At 64.6% G+C, this 14,564-nt stretch carries 14 protein-coding genes; 2 read left to right on the top strand and 12 right to left on the bottom strand.

The window, feature by feature from the left end; all coding sequences use genetic code 11:
* Positions 1-265 precede the first annotated feature (265 nt).
* Positions 266-979 (bottom strand): outer membrane protein, encoded by a 714-nt coding sequence (locus ACQR13_RS19850; protein WP_315750905.1) that lies wholly within the window; start codon positions 977-979, stop codon positions 266-268.
* A gap of 269 nt (positions 980-1,248) precedes the next feature.
* Between ACQR13_RS19850 and ACQR13_RS19845 the strand changes: the two genes are divergently transcribed.
* Positions 1,249-1,584 carry a DUF3551 domain-containing protein gene (locus ACQR13_RS19845; protein WP_315711587.1) on the top strand — a complete coding sequence of 112 codons (336 nt, stop codon included), beginning with the start codon at positions 1,249-1,251 and terminating at the stop codon, positions 1,582-1,584.
* 106 nt (positions 1,585-1,690) lie between these two features.
* Here the strand turns inward: ACQR13_RS19845 and ACQR13_RS19840 are convergent, their stop codons facing one another.
* Both ACQR13_RS19840 and ACQR13_RS19835 read right to left on the bottom strand, forming a co-directional pair.
* Positions 1,691-2,464 carry an outer membrane protein gene (locus ACQR13_RS19840; RefSeq protein ID WP_315711586.1) on the bottom strand — a complete coding sequence of 258 codons (774 nt, stop codon included), beginning with the start codon at positions 2,462-2,464 and terminating at the stop codon, positions 1,691-1,693.
* Positions 2,465-2,909: 445 nt separating this feature from the next.
* Complete coding sequence (locus tag ACQR13_RS19835; protein WP_315827155.1) at positions 2,910-3,680, bottom strand: helix-turn-helix transcriptional regulator; 771 nt, start codon at positions 3,678-3,680, stop codon at positions 2,910-2,912.
* Positions 3,681-3,820: 140 nt separating this feature from the next.
* On the opposite strand from ACQR13_RS19835, the gene ACQR13_RS19830 reads away from it, so the two are divergent.
* Complete coding sequence (locus tag ACQR13_RS19830) at positions 3,821-4,900, top strand: alcohol dehydrogenase catalytic domain-containing protein (RefSeq protein ID WP_315827156.1); 1,080 nt, start codon at positions 3,821-3,823, stop codon at positions 4,898-4,900.
* Between the two features lie 12 nt (positions 4,901-4,912).
* Here ACQR13_RS19830 and ACQR13_RS19825 read toward each other — a convergent pair whose 3' ends face one another.
* From ACQR13_RS19825 to ACQR13_RS19785, 9 genes are all read right to left on the bottom strand, one after another.
* The gene (locus ACQR13_RS19825; protein WP_231324716.1) at positions 4,913-5,614 is read right to left on the bottom strand and encodes an ABC transporter ATP-binding protein; all 702 of its coding nucleotides are present in this window, start codon (positions 5,612-5,614) and stop codon (positions 4,913-4,915) included.
* Positions 5,615-5,621: 7 nt separating this feature from the next.
* Positions 5,622-6,905, bottom strand: coding sequence for a lipoprotein-releasing ABC transporter permease subunit (locus ACQR13_RS19820; RefSeq protein WP_315711581.1), 1,284 nt, complete (start codon positions 6,903-6,905; stop codon positions 5,622-5,624).
* Positions 6,906-6,999: 94 nt separating this feature from the next.
* Positions 7,000-8,334, bottom strand: a complete 1,335-nt coding sequence (gene proS, locus ACQR13_RS19815) for a proline--tRNA ligase (protein ID WP_434841176.1) — start codon at positions 8,332-8,334, stop codon at positions 7,000-7,002.
* 207 nt (positions 8,335-8,541) lie between these two features.
* A complete protein-coding gene (locus ACQR13_RS19810; RefSeq protein WP_434844843.1) occupies positions 8,542-9,039 on the bottom strand; it encodes a TlpA family protein disulfide reductase in 498 nt (165 codons plus the stop codon).
* Complete coding sequence (locus ACQR13_RS19805) at positions 9,036-10,217, bottom strand: exo-alpha-sialidase (protein WP_434863230.1); 1,182 nt, start codon at positions 10,215-10,217, stop codon at positions 9,036-9,038. The genes ACQR13_RS19810 and ACQR13_RS19805 overlap by 4 nt, the downstream gene beginning before the upstream one ends.
* 53 nt (positions 10,218-10,270) lie before the next feature.
* On the bottom strand, positions 10,271-12,658 hold the full coding sequence (locus tag ACQR13_RS19800) for a TonB-dependent receptor family protein (RefSeq protein ID WP_434844842.1): 2,388 nt from the start codon (positions 12,656-12,658) through the stop codon (positions 10,271-10,273).
* A gap of 91 nt (positions 12,659-12,749) precedes the next feature.
* Positions 12,750-13,190 carry a DUF2946 family protein gene (locus tag ACQR13_RS19795; RefSeq protein WP_315729327.1) on the bottom strand — a complete coding sequence of 147 codons (441 nt, stop codon included), beginning with the start codon at positions 13,188-13,190 and terminating at the stop codon, positions 12,750-12,752.
* A 65-nt stretch (positions 13,191-13,255) separates the two neighbouring features.
* Positions 13,256-13,774: a copper chaperone PCu(A)C gene (locus ACQR13_RS19790; RefSeq protein ID WP_316170117.1), complete on the bottom strand. Its 519-nt coding sequence runs from the start codon at positions 13,772-13,774 to the stop codon at positions 13,256-13,258.
* A gap of 135 nt (positions 13,775-13,909) precedes the next feature.
* The gene (locus ACQR13_RS19785) at positions 13,910-14,275 is read right to left on the bottom strand and encodes a DUF2946 family protein (protein ID WP_315711572.1); all 366 of its coding nucleotides are present in this window, start codon (positions 14,273-14,275) and stop codon (positions 13,910-13,912) included.
* Positions 14,276-14,564: the final 289 nt, after the last annotated feature.

Genomic DNA, 14,564 nt, shown 5'->3' with positions numbered 1-14,564 from the left:
AATGATTTGCGCCCAGAGCGCGATCATGCCGACGAACAGCGTGATCGACGCCAGCGCGGCGGCTTCTTGAACGAAAACCTTCAGCATCGGGACCTCCCTGAGTCAGAACATATGAAGAACAATGTTCCTTTTCTGTTCTCAGGTCAAGCGCGCTGATCGGCTCATCGCCGCGCCGGCACAGCAAATGGTTAACCCGCCTCCGCAAACAAAAAGCCCCGGCGCGAACGCCGGGGCTTTCCAATCCGCCGATCGAGCGAGGATCGACTCAGTACCGCGTCGCGACCGGGCCGCCGAAGCGGTAGTTCAGGCGGGCGGTGAACAGATCGACGTCCTGCTTGATGCTGTCGGAGCCGAGCGCGCCGAAGCTGACGGTCTGGCGGTCCATGAACAGATGGTCGTACTCGACGCCCAGCGACCAGTTCGGCGCAAAGCCGTATTCGACGCCGGCACCGACCACGCCGCCCCAGCGCGTGTCGTCGTTGGAGGCGAGGAACGCGCCGGTCGCCGCATTGGTGATCGTGTACTTGTTGCTGGTCACGGCCGCGCCGCCCTTGGCGTAGAGCAGCACGTTGTTGATGGCGTAGCCGACCTGGCCGGTGAACAGGCCGAACGCATCGGTCTTGGTGCGGTTACGCGTTCCGAACAGCGCGCTCTGATTGTCGCCGGTGAGGTCGGCCCAGTTGCCCTGCGCCTCGACGCCGAACACGATCTGGCCCATCTGCCAGCGATAGCCGACCTGGCCACCGACGGTGCCGCCGGATGCATCATGCGAACCCTCGCGGCCGCCGCCGACCAGATCCCAGGTGTTCTCGCTCCAGCCGCCGCCACCGTTCGCGCCGATGTAGAAGCCGCTCCAGTCATAGATCGCAGCCATCACCGGCGGCGGTGCCTTCGTGTAGGGACGCGCAGCGAGATCCGCGGCAAGCGCCGGCGAGGCCAGCACCACGAGCGCCGTCGTCGTCAACAGAAGTTTCTTCATCACAGGTCCAGTCTCGTCTCATTTGGCCCCCAGGCCAGCCGCACCTCTTACCGATCTGCGCCACAATTGCTGTAGCCGCTCGGTCACAGCTCGCTGCTGAAAGGCCACGAGACATGTTAGGAAATTAATCTTTAATCACAGTGTGTTGATGGAACTTTCCAGCTTGCAATCGAGGGCCGACCGACTACACACGCGTGAGGGCCGTCGCGCCGGCGCTTCGCCATGAAGCGCGCGCGTTCTGGTCATCAAGGGATGAAGGGAGATCGTTGATGCGTGAGGTTTTATTTGCGGCCCTGGCTGCAGCCGGCCTCGTGGTCGCAACCCATGCGCCGGCTCACGCCGTCGGTGTCAGGCATGCGTTCTGTCTGCAGGGTGATGAGTTTCCGGGCTTGAGCCACTGCACCTTCGACACTTACGCGCAATGCCAGGCGACGGCGTCGGGACGCCTGCTGAACTGCATCGCGAACCCCTATTTCGCCGGTGTCAGCAATGACCCGCGCGCGACGCCCTATCCGTATCCGCACAGGCAGCGGATCAGGCCGCGTCCGCCGGCGCCGAATCCCTACGCGCCGTTCCCCAACCCGTTCGTGTTCGAAGAGGACTGACCCGTCCCCGCCTTCGACGCAGCGAGCCGCCGTCTCAGGCCACACCATCGAAGGTTCGTCGAAGCCGCGGCTTCGACGAACCGGAGCAATCGAGGGTGACGTTGCGTCAGCGCATCATCCCGAAACCCGGACCGAACTTGTAGTTCAGCTTCACGAGCCCGATGTCGACATCCTGCTTGATGCGATGAGTCATCGCGGGCGCGCCGGCCGCGGCGACGAAGTTCAGGTTCTTGTTGCCCAGGAAGATGTGGTCGTACTCGACGCCGACCGACCAGTTCGGCGCAAAGCCATATTCGAGGCCGGCACCGATCGTACCGCCCCAACGCGTCGTGTTGGCGCGATCGAGCATCACGTTGGTGCCCGTGGTGAAGGTGTCGTAGCGATCGCCGACGACCGCGGCACCGCCCTTGATATAGCCGAGAATGTTGTCGAAGGCATAGCCGACCTGGCCGGTGAACAGGCCGAAGCCGTTGGTGCGTGAACGGTCGCTGACATTGGGAAGAATCAGGTTGCGATTCGTGCCCTTGAAATTCGCCCAGTCGCCCTGCGCCTCGACGCCGAACACCCAGTTGGCCATCTGATAGCGGTAGCCGACCTGGCCGCCGACGGCCGCGCCGCCGCCCCCGGAGCAGCCTTCGCGGTTGGCTGCCGGGTTCACCGCCACACCGGCGTTCGAAACCAGATTCCAGCAATCCCGGCTGGAACCTCCGCCGGCGTTGAAGCCGACATAGAAGCCGCTCCAGTCATACACCGTCGCCACGACGGCGGGCGGCGCCTTGGTGTACGGCCCCTTCTTCATTGGAAGATCAGCTGCGAATGCAGACGTCGCCGCGGCGATTGCGCCGAGCCCCACCGTTGCGCCGAAAAGCGTCTTCATCATCGAACTCCGTAGCTTCTGTCCCAAAGTCCCCAGGCCCCCTGGTTCCGTGCGAAAAACATGCAGCGCGACGAAGCGACTATGCCACCCGCATTCGCTCCGCCGACATCAACCGATGTGCAGATCAGAACCATTCTTTCCGGCTTTTATGGGATTGGACGCAAATGCCTGTTTTTCAAGGCTTTGCCGGCAACATGAACAAACAACTAATAAGATGTAAGGAGGAGTCGTGGCCGGCGTCCATCCATGGCCACAATGCGAGCGACGGCAAAATCGTGATCGGGAAACTCCCGGTCACGGAACGACCCCTGTCACGTCTCAGTCGTGAATTCTTCAGGGCAGCACGACGAGTCTTGCGAATGCGTAGCATCATCATGCGCAAAGCGGACGAATGTGTGGTGCTTCCCGGCCGACGCGGAATGCACGCTCGTCCGGAGCGGCATCGTCATCACGTGTAGTAGATCGCCAACTTCAGCGCGGGATCGTCGTTGGACTGGAAGGTCGCGTATCGCAGCCTCACGCGGCCCTTCTTCGGATGCTCGAGCAGCTTTTCGCCCGCAGCAAGCGCATTGACGTCGTGCGCCGCCCACAAGCCATCGAACTCGCGGCTGCCACGCCGCAGCCGCGCGATCAGATCGACGAAGGCGGGATCGCCCGCCCACAGATCATAGGTCGCGCGAAACTGCGCGACCATGCGTTGCGCCAGCTCCTTCCATTGCGCGCCGAACAGCCGGCGCACGCCGGGCTTGCACAGCATCAGCACCAACGTGTTGCGCTCATCGTCGGCGAGTTGCGAGAAGCCGAAGATCTCGTCCGCCGCCGCATTCCAGGCGAGCACATCCCATCGCCGTCCGGAGATGTAGGCCGGCTGGTTCAGACTCTGCACGAGTTCGCGCAGTCGGGGCGGCACCTGCTCGCGCACGAACGGCTTGCGCGCAGGATCGCGCACCAGCGCCTTGAGATGAGCATGCTCGGTTCGGCTCAGGCGCAGGGCGCGCGCCAGCGCATCGATGGTGGATGAGGACGGCTTCACCGCACGGCCCTGCTCGATTCGGATGTACCAGTCGACGCCGATGCCAGCGAGCTCGGCTACTTCCTCCCGCCGCAGCCCTGCGGTGCGTCGCCGCCGCCCGGCTGCGAGCCCGACCGCCTGCGGCGTCAGCTTCTCGCGCCGCGAGCGCAGGAAGTTTCCGAGTTCGGCATGTCTTGGATCACTCATCTCCGAGATCACTCATGGTTCGCCCCCGATGGCGGTGCGCCCAGCCTGGGCTTCTTCAATCCTAGGATAATACCAGGCCTTCTTGCGCGTAGGATAGACCGGCAGACTGGTGCCTCGCCATCGCGAAAATGGAGAAGATCATGAAGGCCGCAGTGCTCAAACGATTTGGATCGCCGCTCGAGATCGAGCATGTCGAAGACCCCGTGCTCGGCACCGGCGAGGTGATCGTCGACATCGCCGCAGCCGGCGTGCTGTCCTATGCGAATGAAGTGTTCAGCGGAGAACGCAAATATCTGCTGGAACTGCCGGTCATCCCGGGAACGAGCGGCATCGGCAGGGTCAGCGCGCTCGGTCCCGATGCCACGCATCTTGCGATTGGCGACTGGGTGTTCTGCGATCCGACGGTGCGCTCACGTGACAATGCGCTCGCCCCCGACATAACCCTGCAAGGCCTGAGCGCGCGCGGACCGGGCGGGCTCAAGCTACAACGGCATTTCCGGCACGGCTCGTTCGCCGAGCGCATGCGGCTGCCAACGGAGAACGCCAAGCCGATCGGTGTCATCGATGCCCGCGACGCGGCGCGGTGGTGCGCGCTCGGCACCCTGCTCGTGCCCTATGGCGGCTTTCTTGCCGCCAATCTGCAGGCGGGCGAGACCGTGCTGGTCAGCGGCGCCACCGGCAGGTTCGGCAGCGCCGCAGTCGCGGTGGCGCTCGCCATGGGCGCCGCTGCGGTCGTGGCGCCCGGTCGCAACGAGGCCATGCTGGCCGAGCTCAAGCGCCGGTTCGGCGCACGCATCCATCCAGTCAGGCTGTCGGGCCATGAAAGCGAGGACACCGAGCGCATGAAGCGCGCCGCGCCCGGCCCGATCGACTGCGTGCTCGACATCATGCCGCCCTCCGTCACGACCAATGTCGTGCGGACCGCCGTGATGACCGTACGTCCCTATGGGCGCGTGGTGTTGATGGGCGGAGTCGGCATGCTCGGCGGCCCCGGGCTCGAGCTGCCCTATCCCTGGATCATGCGCGACTGCATCACCATCCGCGGCGTTTGGATGTGCCCGCCGACAGCGACAGTGAAGATGGTGGGACTGATCAGGGCCGGACTGCTCGACCTCGCGCAGTTCGAGCCGACCTGTTTCGACCTCGACCATGCCAACGACGCGGTCGCCCATGCCGCCGCCCATCGCGAGCCGTTCAAGATGACGGTGATCAGGCCCTGACTGCGGCCGGACTCAGTCGAGCTCGACGACCTTGCCGCCGACGATGGAGACGCGCCGGTCCATGCGGCCGGCCAGCTCCATGTTGTGGGTCGCGATCAGCATCGCGACCCGCGTGGCCTTCACGAGCTGCATCAGCGCGTGAAAGACGTGATCGGCGGTGCCAGGATCGAGATTGCCGGTCGGCTCGTCCGCCAGCAGCGCACGCGGCGCATTGGCGACCGCACGCGCGATCGCGACGCGTTGCTGCTCGCCGCCGGAGAGCTCGGCCGGGCGGTGCTTGATGCGCTCGCCGAGCCCGAGATAAGCCAGGATCTCGGTCGCCCGCTTCACCGTCTCGGACCGTTTCAAGCCGCGGATCATTTGCGGCAGCATCACGTTCTCCAGCGCCGTGAACTCCGGCAGCAGCCGGTGCGACTGGTAGACGAAACCGATGTCGGTCCTGCGCATCTGGGTGCGCTCGATGTCGGTCAATTGCGACGTCGGCACGCCCCCGACATAGACCTCGCCCTCGTCGGGACTCTCCAGGAGACCCGCGATGTGCAGCAATGTCGACTTGCCCGAGCCCGACGGCGCCACCAGCGCCACCGACTGACCGGCCCACAGCGCCAGCTTGGCGCCGTCCAGAATGGTCAGCTGCTGCTCACCCTGCATGTACCGCCGCTTGATCTCGTGGAGATAAACGACCGGCACATCCTCGGCCCCCTGCTCGTCCATCAGCGCCTCACTCGTAGCGAAGCGCTTCGACCGGGTCTAATCGGGCCGCGCGCCAGGATGGATACAGCGTAGCCAGGAAAGACAGGGTCAAGGCCATGATCAGAACGGCCGCAGTCTCGCCGGCATCGATCTCAGCCGGCAGCTTCGACAGGAAATAGAGTTCATTGGGAAACAGATCGGTGCTCGTCAGCCAGGACAAAAACTTCCTGATCGAATCGATGTTCATCGAGATCAGGAGGCCGACGACGAATCCGGTGAGCGTGCCGACCACCCCGATCGAGGCGCCGGTGATCAGGAATATCCGCATGATCGCCCCCTGCGAAGCCCCCATGGTCCGCAGCACGGCGATGTCCTGGCCCTTGTCCTTGACCAGCATGATCAGTCCCGAAACGATGTTGAGCGCGGCGACCAGCACGATCAAGGTCAGGATCAGGAACATCACGTTACGCTCGACCTGCAGCGCATTGAAGAAGGTCGAGTTACGCTGGCGCCAGTCGACGAGAAAGATCGGGCGGCCGGCCGCCTCGGTGACCGTCTTGCGAAACTCCTCCACCTTGTCGGGATTGCTGGTGAAGATCTCGATCGCGGTGACGTCGTTGTTGCGGTTGAAATAGGCCTGCGCCTCGGCCAGCGGCATGAAGACGAAGCTGGCGTCGTATTCCGACATGCCGATCTCGAACACCGCCGCGATCTTGTAGGGCTTGATGCGCGGCGTGGTGCCCATCGGCGTCACGGCGCCCTTCGGGGCGACCAGGGTGATGCTGTCACCGGCATGCAGCGACAATTGGTCCGCGAGCCGGCGGCCGATCGCGACGCCCTGGCCTTCGTCGAAACCTTCCAGCGAACCCTGCTTGATGTTCTTGGCGATCGACGTCAGGTTCGTGAGGTCCTGCGCGCGAATGCCGCGGATGAACACGCCTGACGCATTGAATGGCGACGAGCCCAGACCCTGTCCGTCAACCACCGGCGCGGCAAGTCGGATGCCCTGCACCTGCGCGATCCGCTCGGAGACGTCCTTCCAGTCGGTGAGCGGCGACTCCAGCGGCTGCACCAGCAGATGCCCGTTCAGACCGAGGATCTTGTCGAGCAGCTCCTTGCGGAAGCCATTCATCACCGCCATCACGATGATCAGGGTGGCAACGCCGAGCATGATGCCGAGGAAGGAGAACCCCGCGATGACGGAGATGAACCCCTCCCGGCGGCGCGCACGCAAATAGCGCCCCGACAGCATCCACTCGAAGGGAGCGAAGGGGGTGGTGGTCTGCACCGGTTCGGTCATGGCGTCATCCATTGTGCGATCATCCCATGATTCGGGCCGAATGTGGCCGGATTGGCCTGAAGGGACGGGCAGCCCCGGTGGATAATCCGATGATCGAACGCGCGTCTCAGCCAGCCAATGTCCCGCCGCCGAGCCGTGCCACGACGTCCGCGGGGGACATCATCTGGCGGGCGCCGTCGCTGCGGGTCTTCACCTCGACCTTGCCTTCGGCGAGGCTCTTGGGTCCGACCATGATCTGCCAGGGGATGCCGATGAGGTCCGCCGTGGCGAACTTGCCGCCGGCGCGCTGCTCGGTGTCGTCGTAAAGCACGTCGACCCCCTTGGCGAGGAGATCGCGATAAAGCTGCTCGCAGGCGACATCGGTGTCGGAGCCGCCCTGCTTCAGGTTGAGGATGACGGCACGGAACGGGGCGACCTCCTCCGGCCATTTGATGCCGGCCTCGTCGTGACAGGCCTCGATGATCGCACCAGCCAGCCGCGACACGCCGACGCCATAGGAGCCGCCATGGATGGTGACCTCCGCCCCATCGGGGCCGGCGACCAGCGCCTTCATCGGCTCGGAATATTTGGTGCCGAAATAGAAGATCTGGCCGACCTCGATGCCGCGGGTATGGACCCGCCGCTCGGCCGGCACCTCGGCCTCGAACCGGGCCGCGTCATGGACGTCCTCGGTCGCCGCGTAGAGCGACGTCCATTGCTTGATGATCGGGGTCAGGTCGCCGTCATAGTCGACGGACGCCGGCGGGATCGGCAGATCGAGCACGTCGCGGTCGCAGTAGACGCCGGATTCACCGGTCTCCGCGAGCACGATGAATTCGTGGCTGAGATCGCCGCCGATCGGACCGGTCTCGGCGCGCATCGGGATGCCCTTCAGGCCCATGCGCGCGAAGGTGCGCAAGTAGGCGACGAACATCTTGTTGTAGGCACGCCGCGCGCCAGCTTCGTCGAGATCGAACGAATAGGCGTCCTTCATCAGGAATTCGCGGCCGCGCATCACGCCGAAGCGGGGACGCTGCTCGTCGCGGAATTTCCATTGGATATGATAGAGATTGAGCGGCAGGTTGCGGTAGGACTTCACATAGGCACGGAAGATCTCCGTGATCATTTCCTCGTTGGTCGGCCCGTACAGCAACTCACGCTTGTGGCGGTCGCTGATACGCAGCATCTCCGGGCCATAGGCATCGTAGCGGCCGCTCTCGCGCCAGAGGTCGGCGAGCTGCAATGTCGGCATCAGCAGTTCCAGCGCTCCGGCGCGGTTCTGCTCCTCGCGCACGATCTGCTCGATCTTCTTCAGCACCTTGAAGCCCAGCGGCAGCCAGGCATAGATGCCGGCCGCCTCCTGCCGCAGCATGCCGGCGCGCAGCATCAACCGGTGCGAGACGATCTCGGCTTCCTTCGGATTTTCTTTCAGAATGGGCAGGAAAAACCGCGACAGACGCATGGGCGAGGCCTTCGAGATTCGGTTCGGGCTGGCGCAGTCAAACCGGATCAGGCGGCAAAACACAAGGCTGGGTTTGAAAAAAGGCGGCTAAGCCGCCGGATTCCCAATCAATTTACCGGTTCCGCTGAAGTGGAGGATGAACGGCGCACGTCGCCGTGATGAGGCTCGCGCAGGGCGACCGAGCAAGATCCCCGCGCCCCGGCCGTCTTAGGGCCCCCGCCCCTGCTCCGAGGACCATTTGTCGAGATCGCCGATCTCGGCGCTGCCTTCGATGGTCGAGACCGCGCCCTCGCGGGTCACGAGTATCGTGCGCGGGATATCACCCTGCCAGGACGGATCGATCTCGAACCGGAGACGCTCGACATATCCGTCGTTGAAGATGAAGTTCTCCGCCGTGGTGAGTCCGGCCTTGTCCAGCATGGCCTGGGTCGCAGCGTTCAGGTTCGGCACCAAATCGGCGCTGACGGTGACCACGTCGATCTCGGGATGATCGGACATGAACTTGCCGAGCTGCGGCAGCTCGATCTTGCAGGGGCCGCAGGTGACGCCCCAGAAATGGATCAGCGTCGGACGACCCGCATGGGCCCGCAGCACCTCGCGCCAGGTGCCGCGCTCGAACGGCTTGAGCGATGGCGGTGCTGCGGTGCTCGACGCCGTCAAGGCGACGAGGCCAAAGATCGCAAGGGCGGCGAATGGGCGTTTCATGACTCATCTCCGATCGGCTGCAACCGATAGCCATCCGACTTGGTCATCCAGGACAGGAAGATCTGCCTGCCATGGGCGACCAGCAGCGGGTGATCCGACGCATTGTCCGTGCTGGCAAGGGCGCGCGGCTTCGACCACGTCTCGCCATCGTCCCGCGATTGCATTCCCATCACCGTGGTGCGCTCGCCGTCGAACTCCTTCCACACCAGCGTCGTGCTGTCCTGGGTCGCGAGCACATAGGGCCGCGTCGGATTGCGGTCGGCCTGGCCGATCGCCATGGGTTCCGAGAACGTCCGGCCACCGTCGCGCGAATGCGCGTAGAACAGCCCTTTGCGAACCTTGCCGCTGGTGAACCAGGCGACATGATACGTGCCCGCCGGCGACACGGTCAGGCTCGGCCCCTGATGCGGGCAGGCCTTGATCTGCCAATCATCGGTGCTGACCCGGTGGACCTCGCCGGGGGTGCCGAGGTCGCTGAACGTGACCACCGCATGGTCGCGCACGCTGCCTTCGAAGATGTTGCGGAACATCACGACCGGACGTCCCGGCCCCGCGAAGGCAACGCCGAGCCGGCAACATTCGCAGGTGTTGTCCTGGGCCAGCGTCGCTTCGGCATAGGTGGCGCCGCCATCGCGCGATGATGAGAAGAACAATCCCGCGCCCTCGTAGGCGCGCCCGGCGGCCTTCGCCGGCACCCGATTGCGCTTGTCGAGCCACGCCACGAAGACGGTGCCGTCCTGGTCCAGCGCCAGCGCCTCGAAGCGCTGGCTTTCGTTGTTTGGCGTGATGGGACGAGGCGCCGCGAAGCTTTTGCCGCCATCCTCCGACCGGGAGTACAGCACCTGCCCGTTGAACGCCTGGTCGCGGAAGATCGAGAACGCCACCGCTATGACGCCTTTGCCGTCGACCACCAGCTTCGGACGGGCATCGGGCCCCCAGTCGAGATTGAGCTGCTGCTCGGTGACCGGTACGGCGGCGGAATACGTTTTCCCGCCGTCGGTCGAGCCCGCCACCGACACCCGTCCTCCGGCCATCCAGACGAGCCAGAGCTTGCCGTCTTCAGCGAAGAACGGCGTCACCTTGGTGGCGCATCGGAGCTCGGTGCCCTCGCATGCTGCGTCCGATCCGTGCTGATGTGCCATCTGGGCCCGCACGGACAGCGGCCACATCAGGGCCATGGCGAGTCCGACGACGCAGCCTCGAAGCAATGACGTGCTTGTCATGTTGTGCCTCATCGGAATGCCACCTTCATGCCAGCGACGAAGGCGCGCGGTGAGCCGGCATAGATCGAGCCGGTGGTATTGGCCAGAACGCTGGCGGGATTTTGAACGCCTGCAGACGTGACCGAGTTCGCGATGTTGTTGGCCGACGCAATATAGGTGCGGTCGAACACGTTCCTGACCTCGAAGAAGACGTTGAGCGACTTGAAGGCTTCGGACGCAAGCTCGGTCCTGTAATGGACGTTCAGATTGACCAGCTCGTAGCCGGGCGCCCTGAGCAGGTTCGCATTGTCCATATAAAAGGAATCCTTCCATTGGACCTCGACGAAGGCACCCAGCCCTGCAAGCCTTCCGCTGGCGTGATCATACCCCAGCCGGGCCGTCAGCTCGTTCGGGGAGATCCCTGGGATCTTGTTGCCGGCGCGGTTGAAGCGGAAGACCGTGCCATTTGTCAGGTTCTCGGTATAGTCGGTGTAGATTTCGTCGAGATAGGTGTAGGCGGCCGTGAAGCGCCAGCCGGACAGGAATCTCCAGTCTGCTGCCAGCTCGACCCCGCGATGCTCCGAGCGCGGGGCATTGAACGCATAGGTCACGCCGGCAACCGGCGTTGCCTGGTTGACGATCTCGTTGCGGAAGAATTCGTAGAAGCCGGTTGCGCTCAGGGTGACCGACTTGTTGGGAGTCCAGTCGAAGCCCAAATCGTAGCCAAGATTGCTTTGCGAGGCGAGATTGGTGTTGTTTCCGGCTGTGCCGCTCGGGAGCACAAACAGGTTCGAGACCTGCGGCGTGCCATATCCCGATGCGACGCGCGCCCGCACCAGCCAGTCGCTGTTCACCTTGTAGAGCAGCGCAAACTCGGGCGCGAGATTGTCGAACTGCCGGTCCGCGGTCGTGAGCGTCGTCCCTGTCCCCCCTGCCGTGTTCACGCCGCGCAGATGGGTGCGCTCCCAGCCGAGACCGGCCACCGCGGTCAAGGCCGACGTCAGCTTGAGCTCCTCGCGCGCCCGCACGCCGAAATTCGTCGTCTCGCTCAGAAGGTTGGTCGACAAGCGGCCGAGCGTGCCGTTGCCGCCCGGCATGACGTTGAACGTGTCTCCGGACGCGGTGAGCGTATTGTAGAAGGCGCCGAAGAAGCTGGTCGATTCCAGGCCGAAGATCTCGCCCCGCCGGGTGATGTCGCTCATGTAGTTGTAGGACGGATAGTCGCCGACCGCGCTGGTCGACCCGGTCGGCTGGCTGATGTTGCGGTCATCGAACACGAACTGATTGCGCCAGGTCGTGTTGTTGTCGAAATCGTGCTCCCAGCGCCCGCCGGCGATGGTGCGGCGGTCGTTGCGGCCGAGCCCGGCCTGCAGCGCCGTCTCTTTGTCCGTTCCAGCCGAGTTGTTGAACCCGTTGTTGAACAACGTGACGCTGCCGCAGCCCGCGGCAGCTGCCGTCCATGTCGCGCAGCCCTGCTGATAGGGATTCTGATAGTACTGATTCAGCGACGACCGGATCGGCAGCCGCGTGAACAGGTCGTTGTTGATGATCTTGACGGTGAAGCGGTCGTCGGGCGTCGCCTTGTAGGTGCCGAGGAAGTTGACGGTCTGGGTGTTGAACCAGCTGTTGCCGAGATAGCCATCGCCGCGGACGTCGCTGGTGAACAACGAGCCCTCGAAATTGCCGACCTTCTTGCCGAACGTCATGTAGTTGCTGAGATAGCCGAAGCTGCCGCCTTCGCTGCCTATCTCCGCACCGTCGATGCTGCTGCCCGGGCGGGTGCGGAAATTGATCGCGCCTCCGGTCGCATAGTTGCCGTAGAGCGCCGAGGACGGCCCGCGGATCACGTCGACCGCACCATAGGCGTGGGGATCGATCAGGTCGCTGCGCGACAGCCCGTCCGGCTGGGTGACTGGAAATCCGTCCTCGAACAGCACGATGTTGCGGATGCCGAACCCGTTGCGGGCATTGGAGCCGCGGATCGAGATGCCAAGGTCGCGCGGTCCGTTGCCCTGCTTGAGCGAGACGCCGGGGCTTTCGCGCAGGATGTCGCCGACGGAAAACGCAGGCCGGTCATCGTAGCGGCTGCGGTCGATCGTGGTCGCGGTCTGGCCGGTCGGCGACTGGCTGAGCTGGTTGCGGGCGGCGCCGGCACCCGAGGCTGGATCGGACACCGCTCCTCCCTGTCCGGAGCTGCTGGCCACGGATGCGGCAGCCGGCTTTGGCGCGCGCGTGCGGACGGACGTTGCCTGCGTGACCGGCTTGCGCACGGCCCGTTGTGGTGCGGCACGCGGCGCGTCGACGGTGACTGACGGCAATTCCTTCTCGGTCTCGGCGCGCGCGATCGTGGACGATTGCAGCAGCAAGAGCTGCAGTGCGAGCACGCTCACACCACCCAGGGCATGACGACGGAACATGTTTGACTTCCCCGATGCCGGCTCTGCACGGCCGGTCTTCCTGATTCAAAACGGATCGGCGCGCGGCTGCGGCCGATGACGATTTCTGTCCTCAGGAGAGGGAGGGAGGTCCTCTTGGTTGCGCCTGTGCCCGGGCAAGCAGATGAACGAGGCGGAGCTCGCGCGCCGTCCAGACGATGGACGCCGTCAGACGCAGCGGAGCCGCATCGAACGGCGCGGGCGGCGCATCGAGCGCCGCGGCGGCGTGCAGCACGCAGCACATGACGCAGTCAAGGCCGCAGGCGGTGCGGTCGGTATCGCCACCAGGGGGCGCCGCATCCGTCTCGGCATGACAGATCGCCATCCCGCCGAACGGATCGGCCGTCGCGATCGTCGCGGCGCTCAGGGCGGACGCCGCCACTGGCGCCAGCACCTGCAACAGCATTGCTAGCAGCGCGACCGGCAGATATCGGCCGAGCTTCTGACGGACATTGGCAGGACGTCGGGCGCGGTCAGCCGCCACCAGCCGGCTCGCGCGCGAACCGGCTGTCATGGCGGCGTTCAACACCCGTTGGTTCATCGAGGCCGGCCCTCCGTCGGAGTCGCGAGGCGCCCGGCCTACATCTTCATGCCGGAATGATCGTGCTGCTTCATCATGCTGCCGCCCTCGCCCCCCGGCCCCTTGGCGCCGACCGCCTGCACCTCGAGCGTCACGGACACCTTGCCGGCCTTCTCGAACTCCAGCGTGACCGGCAGCTTGTCGCCCTGCTTCAGCGGGCTCTTCAGATCCATCAGCATCAGGTGATAGCCGCCCGGCGCCAGCGCGACGGTCTTGCCCGGCTCAATCGTGAGTCCCTTGTCGAGCGGACGCATGGTCATCACGCCGTTGGTGACGGCCATCTCGTGAATCTCGACCCGCCCGGCGACAGCGCCGGTCACCGCGACGAGGCGGTCCGGCGCGCTGCCCTTGTTCTCGATGGTCAGATAGCCGGCGCCCGTCTTGGCGCCACCCGGCGTGGCGCGGCTCCATGGCTGGGTGATGACGAGGTCACCGGCCTTCACGTCCGCGGCGAAGGCGGCAGAAGATCCTCCCAACAGGAGAGCGAATGCAAGCAGAGAGCGTCCGAGGAAGGTCATGTCGTCATCCTTTTCTTGGCGGCGATGCGCCAGCTTGATCGATTGGCGCGTATCCGCACGGCTAGGGCCGAGCAGACAACGCAGGTCGTAATCTTGCGATTTGGAGATGAGGGCCGCACAGCGGCCAGCGCGGCGTCACGCTGCGGGCGGAGCCCTTGCCTGCGCGTTCGAGAAGGCCTTGGTCATCCGGCCGGCCGGATCACCGGCCCGCCACACGACCTCGCCCGAATCCCGTTGCGGCGTGGCGATGACGGACAGCTCCGGCCCATCCAGGGTGACCGGCTGCGCCAGGCAGCACAGCGAACAGCCGTGGAGCGCGGGCTTAGCCGGCGACTCGTCGTCCACCGACTGGGAACCGGGCTGGCTGTGGCAGATTTCGAGGCCGTGCAAGGGATCAGCCACGGCTGACGCGGCCGCCCAGGCAACGCCGATCGGCGCCAGGATCTGCACCATCAGTGCGATCAGCATGATCGGGAGAAACGCCTGCAGCCGCTGCCGCATGAAAGCCTGCCAAATGAACTGAATTGTTGTGCCCGAGCGAACGCCCGGAGTCGAGGTCGCGCAGGGCACAGTCAGCACATTTCGCCAGCGGTCGTTGATTAAGAACAATCCGCTACGCCCGGATGGGCCTTCGCGGGACGCCAGCCTCCAAGGTAATTCAGCACCTACCGCGAGAAGACTCGAAAATAAAGCTCGTCAATTGCAAGCACTTACCGATCATTTCAGGAAGTGCGCGAAATTTGAACAATCGTTGCCGAAAAGGATGACAAACGCCAAAAGATCGTCTACG

Source organism: Bradyrhizobium sp. HKCCYLRH3059 (assembly GCF_051168035.1).
In the GTDB taxonomy this organism is placed as follows: Bacteria; Pseudomonadota; Alphaproteobacteria; order Rhizobiales; family Xanthobacteraceae; genus Bradyrhizobium.
Note: the sequence above shows the minus strand (reverse complement) of the source record. Positions and strands in the feature narration are given on the sequence as shown.